The sequence below is a fragment of the Psychrobacter halodurans genome, assembly GCF_017498075.1.
GTDB classification, from domain to species: Bacteria; Pseudomonadota; Gammaproteobacteria; order Pseudomonadales; family Moraxellaceae; genus Psychrobacter; species Psychrobacter celer.
On the sequence record NZ_JAGBKN010000032.1, the window covers coordinates 1 to 24,728 of the forward strand.

At 48.2% G+C, this 24,728-nt stretch carries 22 protein-coding genes; 12 read left to right on the forward strand and 10 right to left on the reverse strand.

Annotated features, from left to right (window positions below):
- Positions 1–165: 165 nt before the first annotated feature.
- Positions 166–1,695 (reverse strand): hypothetical protein, encoded by a 1,530-nt coding sequence (locus J3491_RS10900; RefSeq protein ID WP_207970229.1) that lies wholly within the window; start codon positions 1,693–1,695, stop codon positions 166–168.
- Between the two features lie 685 nt (positions 1,696–2,380).
- Here J3491_RS10900 and J3491_RS10905 point away from each other — a divergent pair.
- From J3491_RS10905 to J3491_RS10930, 6 genes are all read left to right on the forward strand, one after another.
- On the forward strand, positions 2,381–2,989 hold the full coding sequence (locus J3491_RS10905) for a rhomboid family intramembrane serine protease (RefSeq protein WP_075101761.1): 609 nt from the start codon (positions 2,381–2,383) through the stop codon (positions 2,987–2,989).
- 114 nt (positions 2,990–3,103) lie between these two features.
- Complete coding sequence (locus J3491_RS10910) at positions 3,104–4,054, forward strand: metallophosphoesterase (RefSeq protein WP_100748853.1); 951 nt, start codon at positions 3,104–3,106, stop codon at positions 4,052–4,054.
- A gap of 142 nt (positions 4,055–4,196) precedes the next feature.
- Positions 4,197–4,751 (forward strand): 5-(carboxyamino)imidazole ribonucleotide mutase, encoded by a 555-nt coding sequence (gene purE / locus J3491_RS10915; protein WP_207970230.1) that lies wholly within the window; start codon positions 4,197–4,199, stop codon positions 4,749–4,751.
- A gap of 212 nt (positions 4,752–4,963) precedes the next feature.
- Positions 4,964–6,346 (forward strand): 5-(carboxyamino)imidazole ribonucleotide synthase, encoded by a 1,383-nt coding sequence (locus J3491_RS10920; protein ID WP_207970231.1) that lies wholly within the window; start codon positions 4,964–4,966, stop codon positions 6,344–6,346.
- On the forward strand, positions 6,346–6,795 hold the full coding sequence (locus J3491_RS10925) for a YaiI/YqxD family protein (protein WP_075101764.1): 450 nt from the start codon (positions 6,346–6,348) through the stop codon (positions 6,793–6,795). Before J3491_RS10920 ends, J3491_RS10925 begins: the two co-directional genes overlap by 1 nt.
- 262 nt (positions 6,796–7,057) lie before the next feature.
- The gene (locus tag J3491_RS10930; RefSeq protein WP_207970232.1) at positions 7,058–7,696 is read left to right on the forward strand and encodes an NAD(P)H-binding protein; all 639 of its coding nucleotides are present in this window, start codon (positions 7,058–7,060) and stop codon (positions 7,694–7,696) included.
- Positions 7,697–7,816: 120 nt separating this feature from the next.
- On the opposite strand, the gene epmA is transcribed toward J3491_RS10930, so the two are convergent.
- Genes epmA through J3491_RS10945 form a run of 3 tightly spaced genes read right to left on the reverse strand, consistent with a single transcriptional unit; the run spans position 7,817 to position 11,243 of the window.
- Positions 7,817–8,875, reverse strand: coding sequence for an EF-P lysine aminoacylase EpmA (gene epmA / locus J3491_RS10935; protein ID WP_207970233.1), 1,059 nt, complete (start codon positions 8,873–8,875; stop codon positions 7,817–7,819).
- Between the two features lie 43 nt (positions 8,876–8,918).
- Positions 8,919–10,076 carry a 4-phosphoerythronate dehydrogenase gene (locus tag J3491_RS10940; RefSeq protein WP_207970239.1) on the reverse strand — a complete coding sequence of 386 codons (1,158 nt, stop codon included), beginning with the start codon at positions 10,074–10,076 and terminating at the stop codon, positions 8,919–8,921.
- A gap of 39 nt (positions 10,077–10,115) precedes the next feature.
- On the reverse strand, positions 10,116–11,243 hold the full coding sequence (locus J3491_RS10945; protein WP_207970234.1) for an AI-2E family transporter: 1,128 nt from the start codon (positions 11,241–11,243) through the stop codon (positions 10,116–10,118).
- 835 nt (positions 11,244–12,078) lie between these two features.
- On the opposite strand from J3491_RS10945, the gene J3491_RS10950 reads away from it, so the two are divergent.
- Positions 12,079–13,770: an NAD+ synthase gene (locus tag J3491_RS10950; RefSeq protein WP_243456360.1), complete on the forward strand. Its 1,692-nt coding sequence runs from the start codon at positions 12,079–12,081 to the stop codon at positions 13,768–13,770.
- A gap of 210 nt (positions 13,771–13,980) precedes the next feature.
- Positions 13,981–15,255, forward strand: a complete 1,275-nt coding sequence (paeA, locus tag J3491_RS10955) for a polyamine export protein PaeA (protein WP_207970235.1) — start codon at positions 13,981–13,983, stop codon at positions 15,253–15,255.
- Positions 15,256–15,289: 34 nt separating this feature from the next.
- Here the strand turns inward: paeA and J3491_RS10960 are convergent, their stop codons facing one another.
- On the reverse strand, positions 15,290–15,985 hold the full coding sequence (locus J3491_RS10960) for a YggS family pyridoxal phosphate-dependent enzyme (protein WP_207970236.1): 696 nt from the start codon (positions 15,983–15,985) through the stop codon (positions 15,290–15,292).
- Positions 15,986–16,336: 351 nt separating this feature from the next.
- Here J3491_RS10960 and J3491_RS10965 point away from each other — a divergent pair, with 351 nt between their 5' ends.
- Positions 16,337–17,392, forward strand: a complete 1,056-nt coding sequence (locus J3491_RS10965) for a type IV pilus twitching motility protein PilT (protein ID WP_075101771.1) — start codon at positions 16,337–16,339, stop codon at positions 17,390–17,392.
- A gap of 124 nt (positions 17,393–17,516) precedes the next feature.
- Entirely contained in the window at positions 17,517–18,638 is a 1,122-nt protein-coding gene (locus tag J3491_RS10970) for a PilT/PilU family type 4a pilus ATPase (protein ID WP_075101772.1), read from the forward strand.
- Positions 18,639–18,793: 155 nt separating this feature from the next.
- On the opposite strand, the gene fur is transcribed toward J3491_RS10970, so the two are convergent.
- A complete protein-coding gene (gene fur / locus J3491_RS10975; protein ID WP_075101773.1) occupies positions 18,794–19,228 on the reverse strand; it encodes a ferric iron uptake transcriptional regulator in 435 nt (144 codons plus the stop codon).
- Between the two features lie 362 nt (positions 19,229–19,590).
- Between fur and J3491_RS10980 the strand changes: the two genes are divergently transcribed.
- Positions 19,591–20,010, forward strand: a complete 420-nt coding sequence (locus J3491_RS10980) for an outer membrane protein assembly factor BamE (RefSeq protein WP_083608584.1) — start codon at positions 19,591–19,593, stop codon at positions 20,008–20,010.
- A gap of 19 nt (positions 20,011–20,029) precedes the next feature.
- Here J3491_RS10980 and J3491_RS10985 read toward each other — a convergent pair whose 3' ends face one another.
- From J3491_RS10985 to J3491_RS11000, 4 genes are all read right to left on the reverse strand, one after another.
- The gene (locus tag J3491_RS10985) at positions 20,030–20,362 is read right to left on the reverse strand and encodes an RnfH family protein (protein ID WP_341534389.1); all 333 of its coding nucleotides are present in this window, start codon (positions 20,360–20,362) and stop codon (positions 20,030–20,032) included.
- Complete coding sequence (locus J3491_RS10990) at positions 20,350–21,492, reverse strand: hypothetical protein (protein ID WP_207970237.1); 1,143 nt, start codon at positions 21,490–21,492, stop codon at positions 20,350–20,352. The genes J3491_RS10985 and J3491_RS10990 overlap by 13 nt, the downstream gene beginning before the upstream one ends.
- A 431-nt stretch (positions 21,493–21,923) precedes the next feature.
- Positions 21,924–22,592: a c-type cytochrome gene (locus tag J3491_RS10995; RefSeq protein ID WP_075101776.1), complete on the reverse strand. Its 669-nt coding sequence runs from the start codon at positions 22,590–22,592 to the stop codon at positions 21,924–21,926.
- Between the two features lie 317 nt (positions 22,593–22,909).
- Positions 22,910–23,242, reverse strand: a complete 333-nt coding sequence (locus tag J3491_RS11000) for a c-type cytochrome (protein ID WP_207970238.1) — start codon at positions 23,240–23,242, stop codon at positions 22,910–22,912.
- A 387-nt stretch (positions 23,243–23,629) separates the two neighbouring features.
- Between J3491_RS11000 and yihA the strand changes: the two genes are divergently transcribed.
- A complete protein-coding gene (gene yihA, locus J3491_RS11005) occupies positions 23,630–24,394 on the forward strand; it encodes a ribosome biogenesis GTP-binding protein YihA/YsxC (RefSeq protein WP_243456362.1) in 765 nt (254 codons plus the stop codon).
- Positions 24,395–24,728 lie beyond the last annotated feature (334 nt).

Genomic DNA, 24,728 nt, shown 5'->3' on the forward strand with positions numbered 1-24,728 from the left:
GATAAATTGCGGTCAAACAAGGAAAATAGCGCCGTTAATATCGGGATATAAACCCGCTATTTGACGATGTTTGGCAAAATTTGGCCATTTTTAGCCCATTTAGATAACTATCGAGTGAATTGAAGACACGCCCTAGCAAAGCAAGCCATCTGTAGCCTCACATTGCTACCTGACTTGTGCTGGCTCGGCGACGATTACACTACTTGCCATCTCATCTACCTCTGATAGCGAAATAGGGCCTGACGGCCTAGTTTGGCTGTTATTAGGCGGTATATTGTTAGACTTATTCTTAGTCGGTATATTACTGTGCAAGTTATTAGGGACAGTGTTGGGCGTATCGGCAGGTATACTGGCATTATTGTTGGGCGCAGGCATGACGCGATCGCCTGTTTCATCGTCTGCCGCCTGATATTCGCCAGCACCAGTAGCATTATTGGGGTATTGGTCATTGGGATATGCATCATTGCTCAGACTATCAGCATCATCCAATTCGCTGGTCGCGGCGTTCGGGGCATCAGGTAAAGGGATGGGCGCGGTACTATCGATGACCATGGCTGGCACCAAAGCCCGCATCTCACTGAGCAAGCGCTGTAGCAGCATGGCATCTGGCGCTTCTAGCGTAAGTCGATCGTTTTGTAGATGCAAGCGGGCAAAGGGCGTGGACCTCAGCATCGTCAACACATTGGGCAATAGCTCTGCTGGTAGGTTGGCAATACTGTTGGCAACCCCTTGTTGTACGGTAAACTGACAGATCGCTGCCTGCTCGCCAAAGCTTGATCTGAGCGCTTGCTGTAAGGTGTTTTGTAGTGCTGTATCACCGACAATCGCGCTACAAGTGTATAAACTACCACTATCGTCCACACCTACGATAAGCTCAACAGGCGTCGGCGCGGCTACTGGTTCAGGCGCAGGCGGCACGGCCACAGGCTCGGTGACAACAGGCTCGGCTGGCGGCGCGCTATTGGGTTTTAGGACAAACGCCCATAAAGCAAGGCCAAGCGCAGCCACCGCCAACAACAACACCCGCACCAACAAGTCGCGGCGCAGGTTACGGCTGCGTACTCTTTCTTGCTTTAGACTGATGTTTTCGGCCAGATGATGCGCCGCTGGACTGGCGTGGATAGCGCTACCTGCTTTATCAAAATGCCCCTCAGAACTATGTGTACCATAGGCACGTGCATCAGAGTCATCGGTATCGTTTGGGTTAATAGGCGCATTGGTAGCCATCTCAAAATTCGTTAAGCCGCCGCTGGCTGCTGCGGTGATGATAGGTGCTGACCATATCGGTAAATATTGGCGCAGCGCTGACGTCTGCTGCTGTAGAAATGCGGGCAAAAACTGACCATTTGCCAAGATCATAAGCTCCCGATAGACCAGCGGCGCGGCATTTGTCAGTAGCTGTTTGGTCGCAGTTTCATCAATATGATGATCGGCCGCCATCGCTTGTATCATCCCTTGCTGTACGGCAGAGTCTGGCCATAGCTGCACAAAAAACGGACGCTCTACAGCCGCCTCTGTACTGATTGTCTCATCGCTACGCAATAGCTCAGAGTATATATCTGGCTGCGCCAAACGGGCAGCCAAAACCGCATAGAACTGCTCAAGCAAACTGATATAAGCCACGCTTTGGTGACTCGCCTGCTCACCTAAGACAGCTGGGGTCACGGTTTGCTCTAGTTGATCGATGATACTCATAGATGACTGCCTCTATCGGCCATTGATGGAAATTTACAAAATGACAAGCTTGTATTTTATTATGACTAGGGTTGACGCTATTGAAAAGCAGTATCGGTAAAGAAAAAGTACTGGCTGTATGCTTTCAATAACAGCGCCAGTGTAGCAAAATCACATCGACATTGATGACTTATCATGCCAGCTCAAACTCATGCCAGCTCAAACGCTACCTAAGTCAGGTTTGACTGGTATCAATCATTGCATGGCTACATTATTCACCAGAAAAGCATAAAAACGCAGCGTTTTGTCACATAATAGGTTTTGGCATTGGCTCAACTACTGTTAGTATTGTGACTTACCTCGGTGCTCGATCAGCGATAATTTGGTTCACTATAAAATATAACACCACTAGCGCATGGCTGGGATAAATATGGCTTATGCTGAGATTACCTAGACTTAAGTTACGTAAAGATAAAGTGAGATAGCTTCAGCAGACACAGCCGATAAGTAAAATATATCCCTCTAAGAGCGCATTTTTAGCGTATTGACTTTTAAGCGAACTATCGCTAAAAAAATCAATTTATCATAAACCCTTGGTTATGAAGTTAGTAACGATCGTCAGTTTTTATGCAGCCGTAACGCTTAGGCTTTGAACGTTGTCATTTCTCGCATTGTCATACATCAGGCGCGGCCTAAGGATTTTTCTTTGTTAAACCATACCACTCTTATCATTATTATTACGGTTATCATCAGCTTGTTGGCATGGCAAAACAAACGCTTGTTTAACCGTTTTATTTTTTATCCACCAGCGGTAAACAACGGACAGTGGGATCGTTTTGTGACACATGGTTTTATCCATGCCGACAGCATGCATCTATTGTTTAATATGTTTACGCTGTATTTTTTTGGTCGCGCCATCGAAGGGCTGTACCAGCCGTTTTTGTTTGGCTATGGGTTTGTGGTGTTTTATGTGCTTGCCATTGTTATCGCTATGGTGCCAAGCTATCTAAAAAACAAAAACAATGCCAGCTATCTAAGTCTTGGCGCGTCAGGCGGGGTTTCAGCGGTGCTGTTTGCCTTTATCTTGCTGGCACCGTGGGAAAGCCTTTACTTATTTGCCATTGTTCCGATTCCGGCGATTTTGTTTGCAGTAGCGTACGTGGCTTATAGTATTTATGCAGATAGGCGCGGCGGCTCAAATATCAATCATATGGCGCATATGTGGGGCGGCGCGTTTGGGGTGGTGGCCACGATTGTTTTAGAGCCGCGTGTCTTGCCGCACTTTATCAACGCGCTGCTGTCGCCAGGTTTTTAGCGCCGCTATGGCTATGGCTGATAATGGCCGATAGACAATCATCTCATTGATGGTTTGACTTTCTATGTATTGCGTTTTTATAAGCGCATAACTTCTCCTTTATGTTGTTTTATTATGATTATAGATGTTATTGGTGATATTCACGGCTACGCGGACAAGCTTGTCGGTTTGCTTAAACAGTTGGGTTATGTCCATAATGGTCAATACTTTGTGCCGCCAGAGGGTCATCGAGCGCTGTTTATTGGCGATTTGATGGATCGTGGGCCACAGCAAGTGGCGACGTTGGAGATTGTGTTTGCCATGCTAGATGCTGATGTCGCCGATGCGGTGATGGGCAATCATGAGTATAACGCGCTGGCTTTTGCCACACCCGACCCAGACGCGCCTGGCGAGTATCTGCGCTCGCACGATACGGTGCATACCCGTCAACACGAGGCGTTTTTGGCAGAGGTGCCTTTTGGCTCGGCGGCGCATCAGTACTGGCTTAAGCGTTTTTATGAGATTCCGTTGTGGCTCGAGACTGACTATGCCTGTTTTGTCCATGCTTGCTGGGATGTAGATAGCATGGCTGTGCTAAAGCCGTTGCTCACCGCAGATAATTGTTTGACGCCGCATGCGCTTGAGGTGACCTCGCGTGAGTTTAGCACAGCCTTTGATGCGCTAGAGCGGGTGCTAAAAGGTGTGGAGACACCTTTGCCAGACGGCTTAGTGATGGTCGATAAAGAAGGCACGGAGCGCAAGCGGGTACGAGTACGCTGGTGGCTGGATGCGTTGAACCAGCGCACGCTGTATGAAGTTGCTCGCGCGCCCGCCTCGGCATTGGCGCAGATTCCTCAAGACGTCTTGGCTGATAATATCGATTTTGCCTTAAAAACCCACAAACCTGTGTTTGTCGGGCATTATTGGCTGACAGGTACGCCTGAGCCGCTCAGCGCGCAAGTCGCTTGTACAGATTATTCTGCCGCCGTAGACAGCGGCTATCTGACGTGCTATCAGCTTGATACGACCAAACCACTACCACTCACAGCAGATAACTTTGTACAGTATCGTCACGATCAGCACTAAGACTGCGTATGATGAGCGCTACCTGCTGGCGCTTCTGTGATGCCTGAGGGGACAAAAACGCGATAATATAGCGAAACCTCAATCTTGGCTTTACGAATGCGGCAAAACTTTTGTATGATGGTCTTTTTGAGGATATCGCATCATGAGCACCCAATCAGCTACGACCCAACCTAATCCTATCGCCTCTCCTGCTGGCCAGCCAAAAGTCGGCATCATTATGGGCTCACAATCTGATTGGGCCACCATGAGCGCCGCCGCCCAGCTACTAGCCGACTTCGATATTGCCTTTGATTGCGAAGTGGTCTCAGCGCACCGTACGCCTGATAGATTGTTTGACTACGCCAAGTGTGCAAAAGACAATGGCCTACAAGTGATTATCGCGGGTGCTGGCGGGGCAGCACATCTGCCTGGTATGTGTGCCAGCCAAACGCCGCTCCCTGTCTTTGGTGTACCGGTCAAGTCCTCCATGCTCAGCGGCTGGGACAGCCTACTCTCTATCGTACAGATGCCAAAAGGCGTGGCGGTCGGCACTCTCGCTATTGGGACGGCAGGCGCATATAACGCCGCTCTGCTGGCGATTCAAGTATTGGCATTACATGACGAGGCGGTGGCCAATAAGCTCGATACGCTGCGTCAGACACAAACCGATACCATCCTTGCCAGCCCAACCCCAGGTATCATTAATCAATCTGCCTAGCGATTTATGGTATCTGGGCTGATGGTTAATTATACGAAACAACCATGCAAAAACATGCAAAGCCAAGCGATCACTCATCTTAGCGCGTCTAGCGATTGTTTAAAATGTGCGTTTAGCATGCGGGTTCACCCAAGAATAAGGTGCAGACATTGCGCCTTTTCCTATTTTAATACGCTCGTTTTCATCCATTATTTATTCAAAGAGTTACTATCATGACCACAGCCAATGCTTATCCTGTTACTCAAACTATCCGTACCATCGGTATCTTAGGTGGTGGTCAGCTGGGCATGATGCTCGCCCAAGCTGCGCTACCGCTCGGCTATCAATGCGTGTTTTTAGAGGACAATGCTGACTGCCCAGCCAGCCTTTATGGCACAGTATTTTCAAGCGCGCAGCTCGATGACTTTATCGCAGCGGCCGATGTCTTTACCTTAGAGTTTGAAAACACACCAACTGCCACGGTCGAAAAACTGGCCAGCCTCTCAAAATCAGGCAACAAGCAAGGTATGTTTCCGCCGCCAGTGGCCTTAGATATCGCTCAAGACCGCTTAAAAGAAAAGCGGATGTTTAACAATTTAGCAATCGCCACGGTGCCTTTTCAAGAAGTCAGCTCTGAGGCTCAGTTAAAGCAAGCCTGCGATGAATTAGGGCTGCCCATCGTTCTAAAAACTAGCCGCGGCGGTTATGACGGCAAAGGCCAGTATGTCATCAAACAAGACAGCGATATCACCAAAGCTTGGCAAGACCTCAAAGACGCGGTCAGCGGTAAAGGCAGTCTAACGCCTACCCCAGCGCCGCTGATTGCCGAAGGTTTTATCAACTTTAGCCGCGAGGTGTCTATCATTGCGGCGCGCGCCCAAGACGGTAGTGTGCGCTGTTATGATTTGGTCGAAAACCACCATCATCACGGTATTTTGGCCAAGACTCAAGCGCCTGCTGTCGGTACCAGCCACATCTTTAGCCAAGCCAAAGAAGCCATCACCACGATCATGAACCACTTAGGTTATGTAGGCGTGATGGCGCTTGAGCTGTTTGTCACCAAAGATGCGCGCGGTCATGACTATCTGCTGGCCAATGAGATTGCGCCGCGGGTACACAACTCTGGGCATTGGAGCATCGAAGGGGCGATTACCAGTCAATTTGAAAACCATATCCGCGCGGTGGTCGATTTGCCATTAGGCGATACTGATAACGTCCATCCAGCGATTATGGTCAATGTGCTGGGTCAATACCCTAACATCAGCGACGTACTGGCTATCGATGGTGCCCATTATCACAGCTACCACAAGGCTGAGCGCGACGATCGTAAAATCGCTCATATCACCTTGATGCCCAATGACGTCACTGACTTAGAGCCTTCGATGGCCAAGCTGGTCGCCATCTTGCCTAACAAAGTCGGTTTGGATAAAGAGTACGCTGTCGTCCAAGAGTCTCAAGAGCCGGTCAGTCCACAAACGAATAGTACTGCCCAAGATACCAAGCCACTCGATAGCAAGGCCGCGAACCACGCTGTACCCCAAGCTACAGAGGGCCAAGTGGACAGTGAGGCGAAGGCACAACCCACACAGGCCAAAACCACACAGGCCAAAAAATAATGCAGATTTGGGTAGATGCAGATTCAGTACCATCCATTGCCAAAGACTTGATTATCAAGACTGCTGAGCGCACGCAAACGGCGGCGATATTCGTCGCCAATCAGCCGATTAAACTGCGCCGCTCACCCCTGCTTACCATGACGGTGGTACCATCGGGGTTTGATAAAGCCGATGATTATATCGTTGAACAAATACAGGCAGGTGATCTGGCCATCACCAGCGACATTCCTTTGGCCAATGATATTTTGGATAAAGGCGCGTTGGTCCTCACCACGCGCGGCGTCATTTATAATAAAGAAAACATTAAGCAAAAGCTGAACATGCGTGACTTTATGGATACCATGCGCGGCACTGGCGTCCTAGAGCCACAAGAGATGAGTGGACAAAAGCCTTATGGCGAGCGTGACAAAAAGGCCTTTGCCGATGGTCTAAATAAGCTAGTGCGCTAATCTCTCGCGTATTTTTGCCACTCTTGCAAACCCTATACACTCTATAACCAAACACTATGCAAACGGCACGCTTCATAACGAAGTGTGCCGTTTATTATTGTTAGCCTATATACAGTTTTTAAGATGTACGTTTTCAGACACGCTTTGATAAGGCGATGACATTGGCAACATGCAGTATCGTTTAAAACACCGCACTATCAAATGTTCAATGATAAAAACGAGAACGTCATCGTAATTTATATATATAACAATAGGAATGCATATGAAAATTTTAGTGATTGGAGCAAGTGGCCGTGTGGGTACAGATTTGGTCGAGCAACTATTGGCAGACGACCATCAGGTCATCGGTACCACGCGTCAGGATAAAAAACTGTTTGATAACGACAATTACCGTCAGCTAGACTTAGATATCACCGCCGAAAAAGACGCCATCGCCGAGCAAATAGAGCAAGATATCGATGCGGTCTATTTTGTCGCAGGCTCAGGCGGCAAAGACGTTTTAGAAGTGGACTTACATGGCGCTGTAAAGACCATGCAAGCGGTAGAAGACAAAGGCATCAAACGCTATATCATGCTAAGCACGGTGTTTTCGTTAGACACCAGCAAGTGGGACACTCCTGGCATTGCTGATCTAAAAGAATACTATATCTGTAAGCATTACGCCGATCAGTGGCTGGTCAACGACAGCACGCTTGACTATACCATCGTACAAGCAGGGGCTCTAAAGGAGCGTGCAGGTACTGGTAATATCACCATCAACGATGACAATGCAGGCGAAAATGCGATTGCAGATGTGGCGGCAACCTTGACTGCGGTATTGGGCGCAAACAATACCATCAAAAAAGTCTTTAGTCTGCATAATGGTGAGACCACCATCAACGAAGCCATCGCCACGTTGTAGTAGATTAACGACAGTTACAGCTAAAAAAGACAAAAGCGAGTCAGCCTTTTTGCTTGACTCGCTTTTTTATGATGATCTATTAGAAGACATAATATCAGAACGCTTGCACTTACAGCCCAGTTACGCCAAACCACTAGGAAAGGTAATCACTTCCTCCAAGCTGCGCGCCCCTGTTGTCACCATCAATAACCGATCGATACCAACCGCGATGCCGCTACAAGGCATCAACGCATCAGAGGCTGCCAATAGATGCTCATCGATTGGCATGGCTGGCAGGTCATGCTGCTGACGCCGCTCATTGTCCTGCTCAAAACGCTGGCGTAACGCTGGCCCATCTGCCAGCTCATCATACGCATTGGCAATCTCGATGCCATTGGTATACAGCTCAAAACGCTTGGCAACGGTATTACCTTCTTTATCCACCGCGGTCTTTGCCAGTGCTGCCGTCGCTGGTGGATATTCAATAATCAGCGTCGGCAGATCATGACCTAAGTTTGGCTCGACGACGTGGCTAAACAGCAAGTCAAGCCAGCTTTGGCGGATGCTGTCCTCGCTCTGACCGGCGTCATTTTTTTCGGCCTCGTTGATGCCCGCATTAAAATCAAACCCCATCAACCCTTTATCTTCTGCAACTGCTTGTAGCGTCGCAAGGCTGGCGGTCAGCGGATGAATCCCGACAAAATCCATAAAAGCATCGACATAGCGATAGTGACTTAGCACCACTGAATGACCATATAGCGCTTCTAATAACGCCCCCAGCTCGGCGGCCATATCCTCAAGACTATAATGAGGCTGATACCACTCCAGCATGGTAAATTCGATATTATGCCGCGCTCCTATCTCATTGTCTCGAAACACAGGACAGATCTGATAAATCGGCACTTGCCAGCTGGCGAGTAAACGCTTCATAGCAAACTCAGGCGAGGTATGTAGATAGTAGGTGCGCGGTTTGTCTTGATAGGTGACCGCCGCAGCGACCGACTGCAAAAAAGTATCGGTATTGCCCGCTTGCGACAGTAGCGGCGTCTGCACCTCTAGTACGTGACGCGCTGCAAAAAACTGCCGCACCTTACTCATAAAATGCGCGCGCTGCTGTGCCATGGCAAGCGTCATGGTCGGCGCATAACTGGGCTGGGAGCAAGCGTTTGGGCTTGATGTGACTGATGCTTTGGAACTCATGATGATGTACTACAACTTTTATAAAAACCTATGGAAAATACGCCTAAAACTGCCACTCGCGGCGCAAATGATAGTCACGACGAAGCTGATCAAAAGCCGCGGCCTTTACCTGACCCTCAGCGAGCGTGGCTCGTAGCGCTTGATCGTCTTGCATGATGTCATAAAACTTAACCAACCTATCAGGGTGCGCCTGTAGCTCAGACCACAAAAACATATTGAGCGGTAGCAGCTGATGCATCGACTGCGCAGGGCTGATTGAGAGTTTTTCACAGAGCGCATCATAGATCATTTGAGTGCCGCGCAGCTTACCTTCCAAGGTGTAGCCAGCGATATGCGGGGTGGCAATCGCCAGTTTGCTTAGCAGTGCTTCCTCAATTTGCGGCTCATGCTCAAAGACATCGAGCACCACTTGCCGACCGGTACGCTCAATATCCGCCTGCAAAGCAGCAGCATCGATGACGGGCCCGCGAGCGCTGTTGATCAATAAGGTACTGGCTGGCATCGCATCCAGAGCGTTTTTGTCGATTAAATGCCGCGTTGGATACTCACTGGCATGACTACTATGATTGGTACTGCCCGCCGCACTGGTCGCATTTGCTTTGTCGGTCAAGGGCACATGCAGGCTGACCACATCGCTTTGTTTGATGGCTTGCGCAAAGCTGGCATTATTGAGGTTTGAGGCTGGTAGCAGCGGATCATAGCCGAGCACTTGCCAGCCCAAACTACTGGCATATTGCGCCAATGTACTACCGATATTGCCCAGCCCAATGATGCCCAATGTGGGCGGCGTCGATGACCGCTGCCAGTACTCAGGCCGCAAGGTCAAAATAGCGCCCAGCACGTACTGCGCCACAGAGTGCTTGCTACAACCTGCCGCATTGGCAAAGTGAATACGACGCGCCGCTAAGTAATCTTGATCGACATGATCGGTGCCAATCGTCGCCGAACCGACAAACCTCACGCTGTCGTTGTCTTTCAATAAATCTGCGTTAACGTGGGTCACTGAGCGTATCAGTAAGACATTGGGCTGCGTATCCGCCAATAGCTGCGCGTCGATATCGCGCCCTGCCACCTTGATCATACGCACGCGCCGTCCTGTCGTCCCACTGAGCGTGTCATTATTAAAAAACTCAGACAAGCTGGCGATATTGCTATCGGCCACGATGGTAAGATCTGTTGCCGCATTTGGTTTATTTTCCATTGCCACATCCGCGCTCTTATTTAACATGGTCGTGTACCTCTATTCTGATTTAGTCACAGTTGGCAACGTCTGAGTCTCAGACAGTACCACGTCTTGCTGAGCAAATATCTCATTTTTATGCTGAGATATCCACTCACGCCACACGGCCAGCCCGATGGCTAGCACCACAGGCCCGATAAACAAACCGACAAAGCCAAACGCTGTCAGCCCGCCCAATACCCCGATAAATATAATGATAAAAGGAATCTTGGTGGCACCGCTGATGACGATAGGCCGAATCAAATTGTCCACCCAGCTAATGACAAATATCCCCCACAGTGCCAGACCGATACCTTCTACTGTATGGCCTTGGCTTAGCAGCCAGACCGACACCCCGCCCCACACAAACGGCGTCCCAAACGGAATTAAGGCAATAATAAAGGTAACAATGGTCAACAAAATAGGACTGGGCGCGCCTGAGAAATAATAGCCAATACCCGCAAGCAAAGCCTGCGCCAGCGCGGTCAGCCCGATGCCATAAACCACCGCTCGCGTCGTCGTGCCGACCGAATCAATATAGCCATCGATGCGATTGCCAATGATATTGCGCAGGGCTTGGCGTATTTGCCGTACCAAACTGGTACCATCTCGGTAAAAAAAGAACAGCGTCATCAATGCCATACCCAGCTTGGCAAGTCCACTAAACACCACATCAAAGGCAACTTTGCCATAATATAAATGCGACTGCACCCACATCCGAAACGCTTCTAGCGTGCCCTCTGGGTTTTTATTGATGCGCCACAAGATATCTTTGACCTGCTGACCGATAACTGGCAAGTCCTTGATGGATTCTGGCACATCCAGATAGCCCACCTTGATACGATAGATCAAGTTACTGATAAGGCTCAACGCTTCTTGTTGTAAAATAAAAACCCCAATGACCAGCGGTATACCGATGATAAGTGAGATACTCACGGTCATAATCGCCGCGCTAAAGTCTGGACTGAGCTTTACTTTTTCATAAAAAAAACTATAAATAGGAAACGTCACATACGCCAAAATCGCCGCCCACAAAGCCGGCACAATAAAAAACTGTACCACCTGAAAGCACAGTACAAATAACGCAACCAATAAGGTAACGGCCAGCAGGCGCTGAATAATAAATTCTTTTGTCCAGTTTTCAATCATAGCGTATAAACCAAGGGCGGACAGCAAAGACCATCACAGTTTTGCTGACAAGTTTATAAATGGGTGATGAATATCCGTCTATAGATCATGTCCATAAGTCGTATTCACAAGCGAGGGTTTGTCCAACATTCATAGCGATAACACCATCACGATAGCAGTAGCAAGTCCTATGATACCGTAACACATTTAGCGGCCATTCTTTTTATAAAAACACGCCAAAAACAAAGCGATTATCACCCCTCATTATGCAACAAAATATCCCAAATAAATAACGCTATGTTGTAATCTTTACTTACAACTTTCTCTATACAATCTTACCGAGCTATGAGCACAATAACCACACTGCATCATAGGGTTTTGGTCGATAAAAACCATCACCGACAGCAGCGCGCTTCTGCCCATTTGCAGCAGATATCTCATCAGGTAATTCACCGGCGCGTTCTATTTGTCACGGTAATTGATGTTATACTAAAGCGATTATTTTACGCTTTTTGGGCGCATCAATGGCAATCCACCATAAAATAAAGACCGTTACAAAGCCGCTATCACATGGACATCGCCATTTTGATATCAAATCAAGAGGTTAGCGTCGTGTTATCGATGACGCTAATTTGAGAGATTAGCAGGATATTGGCGCACATATCAGGTGCCGCTTTACGCCTTCTCTCAAAGCGAAAATTTCATCTAGGCGCTGTATGATTTAATAATCAAGCGGTCTATACCAGTGCTGTATAACCGCATTATTTTGCATAAATGTTGTTTGAATGAATGTTGGATTTTTAGACCCACACTGCCTGACCACATTTTAAATACTATATCGATAGGAAAAATAACAATGTCAAAAGACACTGATAATCCCAATCTAAACCCCTCGAGCGAGGCCAGTCATACCAGCAAGCCGCCAGAGACCGTTACTTTTGCACTGGCGCAGTCACACTTTTTGGTCGGTGATATCACTGCCAACGCCGAAAAAATGCGCACCTTAGCGCTGCAAGCACGTGAGCAAGGCGCCGACGTTATCGTCTTTCCAGAGCTGGCCTTATTGGGTTACCCACCACAAGACCTATTGCTGCGCCCAAGCTTGTCAGGCCGCGTCAAAAGCGCGCTATCGACCCTAAGCGATATCGACGACATCGTCATGATTGTCGGCTATCCGCACGTCGATCATCACGGTACCTTCAACTCAGCGGCTATCTTACATAATGGTCATCAAAAAGGCTTTTATCATAAGCAAATCTTGCCAAACTATGGCGTGTTTGACGAGCGCCGCTACTTTGATAAAGGCCGCAATCAAGTGCTGTTTGACTATAAAGGTATCACCATCGGTCTGCTGATCTGCGAAGACCTGTGGGAAAAAGGCCCAGTCGCCGAGCTAAAAAAACAAGGCGCTGATATGATCGTCAGCCTAAACGCCTCACCGTTTGAGATCGAAAAACAAGAAAACCGCAAGACCATGCTGGCCAAACGCAGCCGCGAAAACAACTTACCTATTATCTATATCAATGCCGTGGGCGGACAAGATGACTTGGTGTTTGATGGCGGCTCGATGGTGATACAAGCAGATGGCAGCGTCGCCCACGAAGCGCCGCGTTTTATGAGCCAATTACTGCTGGCCACTTTAGATGTCAAAACAGCCAAGTTCGACAGCCAAACCAAAGCACCACTGAGCTTGAGCCGCGAGTCGGAGATGTATCAAGCATTGGTAGTGGGGCTACGTGATTATGTCAATCTTTCAGGATTTTCGGGTGTCATCGTCGGCCTGTCAGGCGGTATCGACTCTGCCTTGACGCTTTGTATCGCGGTCGACGCGCTGGGCGCAGATAAAGTCTATGCAGTGATGATGCCGTACGAATATACCTCACAGATCAGCTTAGAGGACGCGCAAGCACAAGCGCGCCGCTTAAACGTTTCTTATACTGTCTGCCCAATCTTTGATGCAGTGGAAGGTATCCGTCATACGCTAGCGCCACTGTTTAACAAATCGCCTGCTGATACCACCGAAGAAAACATCCAAGCGCGCGCGCGCGGTGTGGTGCTGATGGCACTGTCCAACAAGTTTGGTCATCTCGTCATCACCACTGGCAACAAGTCAGAGCTGGCAGTTGGTTACTCAACATTATATGGCGACATGGCAGGCGGTTTTGATGTACTAAAAGACGTCTATAAATCACAAGTATATAAGCTGGCAAGCTACCGTAACCGCCTAGAGGACACGCCTGTGATTCCAGAGCGTGTCATCACACGTCCGCCGTCCGCTGAGCTGCGTCCTGACCAAAAAGACCAAGACAGCCTGCCTGATTATGATGTATTGGACAGCATCTTGATGTCGTATATCGATGAAGACATGGGCTATCAAGAAATCGTCGATAAAGGGTTTGAGGCAGCTATGGTGGCCAAGGTCATCAAGATGGTGGACAACAGCGAATACAAACGCTGTCAGGCTCCTATCGGCACCAAAATCAGCCACAAAGCCTTTGGCCGCGAGCGTCGCTATCCACTGGTCAATAAGTGGTCAATCAAAGGCTAAACGCTCAGCGCTTGCGCCTTTAGCATCTAAGTCTTTACCAACTTAGATGCAAGAGCAGCGCTTAATACTACTTTACTGCCTTATGATTAGCTGGGTGCTTGCCCAGCTTTTTTGGTTTTTATACATAAGGATTCTATACCCATGCTGTTTTTCTTTTTATGCTAATCCTGCATTATTTTTAATGAATCTTACCTTTTTACCGAGTCTGTCATGAGTTTGCTAACCGCTAGTGTGTTTTTGCTTTTATTACTTGCCTTGAGTGCCTTTGTCTCTGGCGCTGAGATTGCCATTGCTGCTGCTCGCAAGATCAAGCTACAAATCATAGCAAAAGAAGGAGAGGTACGCGCCCTTGATGTGCTACATATGCAAGAAAATCCTGGTGGCTTTATCACTGTGGTGCAGGTGGTGTTGAACGCCGTGGCCATCTCCGCAGGTGCTATCGGTGAGTCTGCTATCAGCCCTTATTTTCAATTGGTGGTGAAAAACGAAGCCGTCTCGTCAGTCATCTCCTTTGTCCTCATCACCAGCCTGTTTTCTTTGCTCGCGGACTTGATGCCCAGACGCTTGGCGATGTCCAATGCCGAGGCTTTTGCCGTGCGTTTGGTGCGGCCAATGATGGCGCTGACGTTTATCTTTAAGCCTGTTATTTGGGTGTTTGACGGCGCGGCCAATATGTTGTTTAAGTTTTTTGGTATCTCCACCATTCGTCAAGATGACATCACGCCAGAAGACATCTATGCGGTGATGGATGCTGGTGCCGAGGCAGGCGTGCTCAAAAAACAAGAGCATCATTTGATAGAAAACATCTTTGAGATGCAGGAGCGTACCGTCACCTCAGTGATGAACCCGCGCGAGCATATCGTGTATTTCGATACCAAAATGAGTACCGAGCAAATCGTCGAGACGATGATTGAACAGCCGCACAATAAGTTTTTGGTCTGTCATGACGATGATTTAGAGCATATCATCGGCTATGTCGAATCTCGTAGTTTTTTGGCGTTGGTACTCAATAAACAAGAAGTCAGCCTCACGGACAAATCCCTGATAAAACCAGCGCTGTTTGTGCCAGACACCTTGTCATTGTTTGAAGTGCTGGAGATGTTTAAATCCACAGGTGCTGACTTTGCCGTCATCGTCAATGAGTATGGCTTGGTGGTGGGCGTCATTACCTTGAGAGATGTCATGAGCATCGTCATGGGCGAGCTTGTGACATTAGAGGAGCAGCCTATCGTTCAGCGCACCGACAACTCATGGCTGATCGATGGTATGACACCTATCGAAGATGTGGTGCGCGCGCTCGATATCGTCAATCTGCCGCGCAACCAAAACTATGAAACCATCAGCGGCTTTATGATGTATATGCTGCGCAAAATCCCCAAAAAGACCGACTCTATCGAATACGCCAATTATCGTTTTGAGATCATCGCCACCGACAACCTCAAAATCACCCAAATGCTGGTCACCAGACTTGATGAGACAGGGTAACTGGAGAATAGTTAGAGAGAAGATAGGACAGTATCTACTCTCGCGACCCAAATATGGCGGTACCCACGCGCACCATCGTCGAGCCATGAGCAATGGCGTCCGCCATGTCCCCACTCATGCCCATGCTCAGCGTATCCCAATGCGCCAAGTCTGGGTGTTTGTCTTTAATGTCTTCAAACAGCTGCTGGGTACGGGCAAAGGCGTTGGTATCTGCCTTGGCAGGGATAATCATCAGTCCGCGCAGTATCAGACGCTCATAGCTCTTAATGGCACTTATTAGCTCAGGCAACTCGGCTGGCAGACAGCCTGACTTACTGTCTTCATCATCAATATTGACCTGCACCAATACGTTCAATGGCGGTAAATCCTCTGGCCGCTGATCATTTAAGCGCTTGGCGATAATGCCGCGCTCGACCGTTTGTACCCAATCAAAATGCTCAGCGATGTCACGGGTTTTGTTGCGCTGAATACTGCCGATGTAATGCCAAACGATATGCTCAGCGTCAGGTTGACTTTGTAACTCATTGATTTTTTCGAGCGCCTCTTGTAAGTAGTTTTCGCCAAAGTGGCGCTGACCTTGCTGCGCCAACGTCGCGATCGTCTGTGCAGGTTTGGTTTTGGAGACGGCCAGTAGTGTTACCTGCTCGGCGTGAGAGTCCGCTTGCTCACAAGCTGCCACCACCTGTGCATGAACGCGTTGCCAATTGTCGATTAAGTATTGCTTATCCATAGTGTTTTCGCTGTTGTTATATAGGTTTGTTTATAAGCTTCGCCCGTTGCGGTTGGGTCTAGCAGTTGGGTCTAACATTAACTGTCTCACTCCCCATCTGCGACCTACAACGCTAGACAAATTTTACATTTTCTTTGGGCAGTAGATGGTTAAATGCTAGCAGTCTTGTTATGATATTGTTACATGGTCTAACATATGCTACTGAATATAAGCGTCATGGTAAAGACAAGGTAGGCTGGCGGATCGCTTTATTCAAGGCTATGTTCTGCTGCGCTAGACATGCGCACCACACTATCATTGACCTTTATCATCTTTTGTTTGACCTTTTTTGACTGATAGGACTATCCGATTATGGCTGAAAAAAACACCTTAAGCATCGAAGACTTGTTGCGTTTTACGGTTAAACATAAAGCATCTGATTTACATATTTCAGCCGGTATGCCCGCCATGATTCGTGTCGATGGCGAGATGACGCGCATCAATATGCCAGCGATGACGCATCAAGCAGTGCATCAGCTGATTTATGACATCATGAATGACAAGCAGCGCGCCGATTTTGAGGAGTTTTTTGAGACGGACTTTTCTTTTGAGATTCCCAATCTTGCCCGCTTTCGGGTAAACGCCTTTAATCAAAACCGCGGCGCAGGTGCTGTGTTTCGTACCATTCCCTCTAAGGTCCTAACGATGGAAGATTTGGGCATGAGCGATGTGTTCAAACGCGTGTCAGACTTCAAACGCGGCGTGGTGCTGGTGACAGGCCCGACCGGCTCTGGTAAATCCACGACACTGGCAGCCATGATTGACTATATCAATGAGAGCCGCAAAGAGCATATTTTGACCATCGAAGACCCGATCGAATTTGTCCACGAATCGAAAAAAAGCCTCATCAACCAGCGCGAAGTACACCGCGACACCTTGGGGTTTGAGCCAGCCCTACGCTCGGCACTGCGTGAGGATCCCGACGTTATTTTGGTGGGTGAGCTACGTGACCTTGAGACCATTCGCTTGGCTCTAACAGCAGCTGAGACCGGTCACTTAGTCTTTGGCACCTTGCACACCAGCTCAGCGGCCAAAACCATTGACCGTGTGATTGATGTGTTTCCTGCCGCCGAAAAAGACATGATTCGCGCCATGCTCTCAGAGTCGCTACAGGCAGTCATCTCACAGACCTTGCTGCGCCGTCAAGCAGGTGGCCGTATCGCCGCCCACGAGATCATGCTAGGTACGCCGGCCATCCGTAACCTCATTCGCGAAAACAAAATCGCCCAGATGTATTCGGCGATTCAAACAGGCGCAGGCGACGGTATGATCACCCTTGACCAGACTTTAAAAAACCTCGTGGCCAAAGGCACCATCAGCAAAGACGTGGCGCGCCCTTATGCCAAGCAGCCTGAGACTTTTTTATAGGCGGTAATTTGCCATTAAGACAGCACTGACGCAGTGCTCTGCAGTATCAGCATCACTGCGGACATCACGGATCACATAATTTTAGATATTTTTTTAGGCGATTGACATCGAAAGCGGGTACAACATGGACATTGATAAACTATTGCAGTTAATGATCAATAAAAACGGCTCTGACCTTTTTATTACTGCTGAAGTGGCGCCTTCGATGAAGGTGAATGGCAAGATACTGCCTGTGGGTAAGACCCCGCTGACTCCTGCTCAAACCCTAAAACTGGTCCAAAGCGTCATGACGGCCAGTCAGCAGCAAGAGTTTGAAGAGACCAACGAGTGTCAGTTTGCCATCACTGATGAAGCCAAGCAGGCACGGTTTCGGGTCAGCGCGTTTGTACAGCGCGACATGGCTGGGATGATTTTGCGTAAAATCGAAAACAAAATCCCAACCGTCGAAGAGCTGCGCCTGCCGCCTGTCCTCAAAGAGCTGGCGATGAAAAAGCGCGGTATCATCCTACTGGTCGGTGCGACAGGTACGGGTAAATCGACGACGCTTGCTGCCATGATCGGCCATCGCAACCAGAACTCGCAAGGCCATATCATTACCATCGAAGACCCGATCGAGTTTGTCCATAAGCATCGCGGCTGTATCATCACCCAGCGCGAGGTCGGTATTGACACCCACTCTTTTGAAGCAGGTTTAAAAAACACCCTGCGCCAAGCCCCTGATGTCATCTTGATTGGTGAGATTCGTAACCGCGAGGTCATGAGCTACGCGATTCAGTATGCTGAGACGGGACATTTGGTATTTGCCACGCTGCACGCCAACAACGCCAACCAAGCCATTGATCGTATCATTCACTTTTTTGAGACCAGCCGTCACAACCAGCTGTTTATGGATTTGTCGCTCAACCTGCAAGCGATCATCGCCCAGCAGCTCATCCCAACACCGGATGGCAAAGGGCGACGCGCAGCGATTGAGATTTTATTAAACTCCCAGCTCATCAGCGACTATATCCGTAAAGGCGAGATTCATGAGATTAAAGATGTGATGAAGCGCTCACGAGAGAGCGGCATGCAGACCTTCGATCAGGCACTGTTTGATTTATATGAAAACGGCGAGATCACCTATAAAGAAGCGATCTTGCATGCTGATTCACCAAACGATTTGCGCCTAAAAATCAAGCTCAGTAGCAAAAACAGCGCCCACCTTTTGGACGAAGGTGCAGACGGTTTGTCGCTAGATATCACATAAGCTTAGCGCTTCAATCAAGCCCATAAAAAAAGCCCTCATAAAAATTGTGAGGGCTTTTTGCTGCGTGCTAGTATTTGAGTATGTAAGCACTTAAACAGATAACAAAACGGTTAAAGGTGATAAAACTTTATCAGACTTTGATAACTTAACCGCTGTTATTTGACACTGTCCTTGCATTCTTGATCATCACAAATACCGTATAGCACCAGTGAGTGACCCGATAGTTTAAAACCATGCGACTCTGCAACTTTGAGCTGCTCCTCTTCGATAGCTTCATTATGAAACTCGACGATTTTGCCGCAGTGGTCACAGACCAAGTGGTCATGATGCTCTTCTTGGGTGATCTCAAACACCGATAGATTGTTTTCAAAGTTATGACGCTCGACGATGCCCGCTTGTTCAAACTGGGTCAATACTCGATACACCGTGGCCAGCCCCACATCTTCGCCTTGGTCGATCAGCGCCTTGTATACCTCTTCGGCACTCATATGATGCAGCTCTGCATTTTCTAGCAGCTCTAAAATTTTGATACGTGGTAAGGTGACCTTCAACCCTGCTTTGCGTAAATCTTGATTGGTAAAAGAAGCCATAATATCCCTTGTGACTGTGACAGTCTTAGCAAATAAAGAACCAAAAAATAGGAGGTAGATAAGCTAATAAACTACTTTATAAAGCGTTTTTTATCTAAGACATGCCAAACATGCCTTTTGCAATTCATTGATATCTCGCGTATGACCCTTGCTTATCTTTAACGCCTATATGGTCTATCATTTCGCTAAAAATATCAATGCAAGTCTATGAATTTAAAAAACAAATAACCAAATCGCCTCGATAGCGTTTGGTAAATAATGTCGTAAGTGGTAGGCAATTGCAAGTAAATGACGTATCATTTGTTCAAGATAGTCGGCCAGACACCTTATCATTGATGGTGGCCGCACCTAACCCATTTCTTATGAGTCATCTTACCATGATAAAGACATTAACTTTTCGTCCGTTCAGCCCTGCACGCGCATTACGTAACATTATCCTAACCAGTATGCTCAGCGCTACCGTCGCGATGTCCGGCTGCTCTTTACTGAGTGTTTATAAGATTGATTTACCACAAGGCACTGCCATCACCCAAGCTCAAGCACAAAAGCTGCAAGTGGGTATGAACCAAAACCAAGTGCTATACATCCTCGGCAGTCCTGCGATTAAAGATACCCTAGAGCCAAAGCGCTGGGACTATATCTACGACTATCAAGCGGGCACCGAGGGCCAACGCCAAGGCATTGCTGATGTCAAAAACGCCAGCCAGCACCTGATTGTCTACTTTGATGATAATGGTTTGGTCAGCCGCATCGAGGGTATAGAGAGCTTGCCTGCGTCATAACATGAGGGCTGACAAGCCGCTAGCTTCGTGATTTGTTTTTGCGCTGAGACATCGGATCAGCGCTCAAACTACGATAGACTTCGATACGATCAAAAGGCTGCAAGCAATAGCTAAGCGGCTGTTTTTTTGCATAGACACCCACATGCCAGCGCTTCGCCATTGGGGTTGCCACCTCCGCAATCTCCTCGCACCACGCGGCCAAAGCGGCAAACTGCGTCAGCCACCCTGCTTGCGATAGCGCCTCATACAGCGTGGTATGAGGCCGCACCTGTAGTGACTGGTAGTGCTGACGCGTGGCATCCTCGGCATAGGCCAGATATACGGTGATAGCGTCGTTATTTAGCTCAGCCACTGTAGCACCCAACCCAGTAATGCCAATATCAGAGCCAGTGGTACCACCAACCGTATCGCCACGCGCCACAAGTTATAAAACCCTTCACTACCGAAATTAAGCGACTTGCGCAAATGACTGATTTTCATTTGCCATCCCGCAAATATCGATAGGAGCAGCACCGCGACACTACTGATAATGACCAAGATACCAACCAACCAAGTGGCAGGAATCACAACGGCCAACGCCAATGCCACCACCAAAGTGATCGCCAAGCTCACCACCAGCCCAAACTTATGCGCCAGCTGCTGGGTACTATAGTGCAGCAAATAACTGACAACGAATAGCACCCCCACCCAATACAATAGCTGAGCGATAGGCGGCAATGCCATGCCACTGACAAACAAAGCCATCATCCCGACCAGCAGTTGCAGTATCCAAATCGGTAGTACCAGCTTGGTCGCACGTGGCTCGGCGGCCAGACGGCTACGAGCAGGTTTTTGGGCGTTGTGATTGTCCACACCGACGGCTGTCACTGACTGCTTGCTAGCCAAGCTTTGACCGAACCAATAAAGCCCCGTACCCGCCCCCACACTGACCAGCGCCAAGGCAACCGCACGCGCCCACTCGCCTAAGCTCACCTCTGTCATGGCAAAGTCAATATTTGGCAGCCCATTGACCGCACCCAGCAGTAACCCCGCAACCATCAACCCTAGACCAATCGGTAAAGGCGCGACACCCACTAGGCTCAGCAATACAGCGATGACCATCAGACCTGCCGCCATTGCAAAACTCGGTAGCGCAGGCGCGCTATCAAGCGCCGTCAAAGCCGCCAAGATACCTGTACTAGCGCCCGAGATGACCAGCGCAGCGATGACAATCGACACCAGCGCCGCAAGCCAACCAAAACTGCGCCATATCGGACTGGCATCCGCCTCGCGGGTCAGCTTTTGCATACCAGCCAGTGGCGCATCGACGCTCCGATACGCCAGCGCTATCTCTGCATACACCACAGGCAGCGATACCAATACCATCGCCAGCAGCCACAATAGCCAAAAATCTATCTCACCGACTGAAGCAGGGGCAAACCAGCGAAACAACAGTAACGGCAGCAAGGCAGCAATGAAGTAAGAAGCATAACGGATCATCATAATCTAAATCCAAATCCAAATGAGCTAGGGCGTGTCATCTTTTATGTCATTGACTATATAGCTAAGGTGCAAAACACTGAGCTTGCAACAACAGATCTTAAAGCAACGAAGCTGTTAATAGGCAAACTTTCATGATAGTAAGCCCACAATCGATCGCAACAAGCTAATTGACGACACGCGCTTAAGTGAGGAACAGTAATTTATCACGATACAACATCATGACATAAAGATAAGCCCCTATGAGGGGTTGTATCTTTATAAGGTCATGATAGTGATAATATAAGGGAGCAGCAGTTATAAAAAAACCCCGAAATCGGGGTTTAATCATTAAATAATGCTTCATTATCACATAATAACGACTGGCTATCAGGCACTCATCAGCAAATCAACGGACAACCGCGCTCTGTGGCCTGTGCCGTGATTGCTACAGATTAGTGAACGGCACTGATGTAGTCTGATAGGATACGAATATCACGATCTGATAGCTTCGATGCTACCGTCTGCATCATACCCATCTCGCCTTCTTTGGCAGCGTCGTTGATACGTTTTTGCTCATCGCTATCGATATCATCGGCTCGGCCTGCGGCGCGGAATAGTTTTAGCTGAGTTGAGATATACTCGGCATGCTGGCCGCCTAAGCGCGGAAATGCTGCCCACTCGTTACCAGCGGCATCTGGACCATGACAGCCTGCACAGCCGATCACGCCGCGCGACTTATCACCACCCAAATAGAGTTTGGTGGCTTCTTGGTTGGTCGCAGGATTACCAAAACCGACACCCCAAGGAGCTTGGCTGGCATAATAACCTGCCACATTGGCTAGGTCTTGCTGAGATAAGTTGGCGACTTGCGACTGCATGATGCCATTCTTACGATAGCCTGTTTTAAACTCGACCAACTGCTTATAGAGGTATTTTACGTTTTGGCCACCCAAGTTAGGCTGCGCAGGGACAACGCTAACACCATCAACACCGTGACAAGCAGCGCAGACGGTCTCTGCAATTTTCTTGCCTGCATCGACGTCATGCTCAGGAACAATAATAGCAGCTTGTACGCTGAAACTTGCAACGCATAAGCTGGCAGCAGCGATTAACTTTTTCATTGATACAAATCCTACTAACTCGGTGTAAGCATTATTTAGAGTGATTGTACTGATAAGATACCTGATACCGACCGCCCTATAATCAGCGAGGCAAGTATATAATTTAAGGTCTTGGCCACAAGCAATCTGAAAGTACTTACTAACATCAGGGTTTATTTTCGATTATTATAGCAAGACTTTGTAGCATTTGCCTACTTAATCGTCACATCTACCAGTTTTTCTAGTCGGCTTATTATGCTGCTTGCAAAAAAATAAAAGCGCTTTCGGGCAATAAAACCCAGCGCTTTAGATGGCATGACTTATTGAGTTTCTACTGATTATTTGCTCATATACTCGATCAGCTGACGATAATCATCATCACTGCAGCTGTCACAGAGTCCGCCCGCTGGCATCTGCGTCATGCCACTTTTTACTGAGTTTATCAAGGTCGGCATGCTCTTTTGTTTGATGAGCTGCTGCCATTTGGCGCTGTCGCCTTTTTTGATGGCATTGAGTGCGCCACTATCGTGACAGGCTGCACATGAGTTATTATAGGTCGCTGCGATATCAGCAGCAGCGCCCGTTATCATCGTGCTGCTTAAGATGAGCGCCGCCGCGCCGCTGATGAGTACACGCTGAGTACGGTCAAAAAGTGTGGTGATTGAAGACATTGAACACCTCCTTTGGATATGACATTCGTTTAGTCTATTTTTTGATTAAACGTGTGTCGCCAACTATCTCTTAGCAAATATTGTAACAATGTATGTCATACAAATACAGATAAATATAGTTTGGCTTTGGTAACCTAATGATGACTGGTGTTACTACCATGATAGCCTGCGATATATGAGTGCCTGTCATATTTATATGATATTAATTGCCGTTATTTCAATAAGTAAGCGGACGAATAGTATAGAATAAGCAATTATTAAGTCGTCTGCCATGCCGACTGCTATAAACGTTATGTGACGCTTATGCCCTACTGTCGCCTCTCGCTGGTCTAAACGACGCAACGCCTTACCACTGTATCCAATTTTTTTAAGATTAATGAGTCACTTATGAGCACCCCGTTTACCGATGCCGCCACCGACCAAGCCTTATTTAACACCAAGTCTCGTCAAAAAATTCAACAAACCGCTTTTATGATGTCAGCGCCGACTTTTCGCCTTTGTCCTGCCGATATGGGCTTAGAGGTCGCCTTTGCAGGCCGTTCAAACGCGGGCAAATCCTCCGCCATCAACGCGCTGACCAACCAGCGCCAACTGGCACGCTCGTCCAAAACCCCTGGTCGTACGCAAATGATCAACTTTTTTAGCGTCGGTGATAGCGACAGACGACTGGTCGACTTACCAGGTTATGGCTACGCCGCTGTCCCTTTAGAGATGAAAAAAGAATGGCAGGTTGAGCTAGAAGAATATCTGGTATCGCGCTCAAGCCTTGCAGGGCTAGTGCTGATGACAGACATCCGTCATCCGCTTAAGTTTTTTGATGAGCAAATGCTGCATTGGGCCAAAGATGGAGATTTGCCCGTACACATCTTGCTCACCAAAGCAGACAAGCTAAAATACGGCGCCGCCAAAAACGCCCTGCTCAATACCCGAAAAAGACTAAAAAAACTGGGGTTAAACTGTAGCATTCAGCTGTTTTCTGCCTTGCGCAAAGAAGGGTTAGAGGAGCTAGCTGGCGTGATGGGCAAATGGTATGAATATCAGCTCGATGGCGATAAAATCATTGAAACCGGCCTCAGTGAGTCTGCCGACACTCAAGTTGGCGAGACGACGACATCTGTAGAAGAGAGTGATGCAAAAGACGGTGCTAAATAAGCTGCACCACGCGGATAGAGTGGCGTCCTAGGGCATGTCTTTATTTCAAAAATGGTGATAAAAATAAGATAAATGGCGGTCAAACAAGGAAAATAGCGCCGTTAATATCGGGATATAAACCAGCTATTTGACGATGGTTGGCAAAATTTGGCCACTTTTAGCACTTTTAGCCCATTTAGATAATTATAGTCGATGCACTCTAAAAAGCGCATAGCGCTACTGGGATGCTGTTTTTAAATGTAGGTTGCGCAGCCTCTGGGAACGCAGCACGCAAGTAAAATTTATACCAGTAGCGCGTTTAAATTTATATAACAGTTTTATTTTCAACTGACTA

What these genes read in the sequence shown, in the direction of transcription:
- J3491_RS10900 (WP_207970229.1), bottom strand. Translation starts at nt 1,695, where the DNA reads ATGAGTATCATCGATCAACTAGAGCAAACCGTGACCCCAGCTGTCTTA.
- J3491_RS10910 (WP_100748853.1), top strand. Translation starts at nt 3,104, where the DNA reads ATGATTATAGATGTTATTGGTGATATTCACGGCTACGCGGACAAGCTT.
- purE (WP_207970230.1), top strand. Translation starts at nt 4,197, where the DNA reads ATGAGCACCCAATCAGCTACGACCCAACCTAATCCTATCGCCTCTCCT.
- J3491_RS10920 (WP_207970231.1), top strand. Translation starts at nt 4,964, where the DNA reads ATGACCACAGCCAATGCTTATCCTGTTACTCAAACTATCCGTACCATC.
- J3491_RS10925 (WP_075101764.1), top strand. Translation starts at nt 6,346, where the DNA reads ATGCAGATTTGGGTAGATGCAGATTCAGTACCATCCATTGCCAAAGAC.
- J3491_RS10930 (WP_207970232.1), top strand. Translation starts at nt 7,058, where the DNA reads ATGAAAATTTTAGTGATTGGAGCAAGTGGCCGTGTGGGTACAGATTTG.
- epmA (WP_207970233.1), bottom strand. Translation starts at nt 8,875, where the DNA reads ATGAGTTCCAAAGCATCAGTCACATCAAGCCCAAACGCTTGCTCCCAG.
- J3491_RS10940 (WP_207970239.1), bottom strand. Translation starts at nt 10,076, where the DNA reads ATGGAAAATAAACCAAATGCGGCAACAGATCTTACCATCGTGGCCGAT.
- J3491_RS10945 (WP_207970234.1), bottom strand. Translation starts at nt 11,243, where the DNA reads ATGATTGAAAACTGGACAAAAGAATTTATTATTCAGCGCCTGCTGGCC.
- J3491_RS10950 (WP_243456360.1), top strand. Translation starts at nt 12,079, where the DNA reads ATGTCAAAAGACACTGATAATCCCAATCTAAACCCCTCGAGCGAGGCC.
- paeA (WP_207970235.1), top strand. Translation starts at nt 13,981, where the DNA reads ATGAGTTTGCTAACCGCTAGTGTGTTTTTGCTTTTATTACTTGCCTTG.
- J3491_RS10960 (WP_207970236.1), bottom strand. Translation starts at nt 15,985, where the DNA reads ATGGATAAGCAATACTTAATCGACAATTGGCAACGCGTTCATGCACAG.
- J3491_RS10965 (WP_075101771.1), top strand. Translation starts at nt 16,337, where the DNA reads ATGGCTGAAAAAAACACCTTAAGCATCGAAGACTTGTTGCGTTTTACG.
- J3491_RS10970 (WP_075101772.1), top strand. Translation starts at nt 17,517, where the DNA reads ATGGACATTGATAAACTATTGCAGTTAATGATCAATAAAAACGGCTCT.
- fur (WP_075101773.1), bottom strand. Translation starts at nt 19,228, where the DNA reads ATGGCTTCTTTTACCAATCAAGATTTACGCAAAGCAGGGTTGAAGGTC.
- J3491_RS10980 (WP_083608584.1), top strand. Translation starts at nt 19,591, where the DNA reads ATGAGTCATCTTACCATGATAAAGACATTAACTTTTCGTCCGTTCAGC.
- J3491_RS10990 (WP_207970237.1), bottom strand. Translation starts at nt 21,492, where the DNA reads ATGATGATCCGTTATGCTTCTTACTTCATTGCTGCCTTGCTGCCGTTA.
- J3491_RS10995 (WP_075101776.1), bottom strand. Translation starts at nt 22,592, where the DNA reads ATGAAAAAGTTAATCGCTGCTGCCAGCTTATGCGTTGCAAGTTTCAGC.
- J3491_RS11000 (WP_207970238.1), bottom strand. Translation starts at nt 23,242, where the DNA reads ATGTCTTCAATCACCACACTTTTTGACCGTACTCAGCGTGTACTCATC.
- yihA (WP_243456362.1), top strand. Translation starts at nt 23,630, where the DNA reads ATGAGCACCCCGTTTACCGATGCCGCCACCGACCAAGCCTTATTTAAC.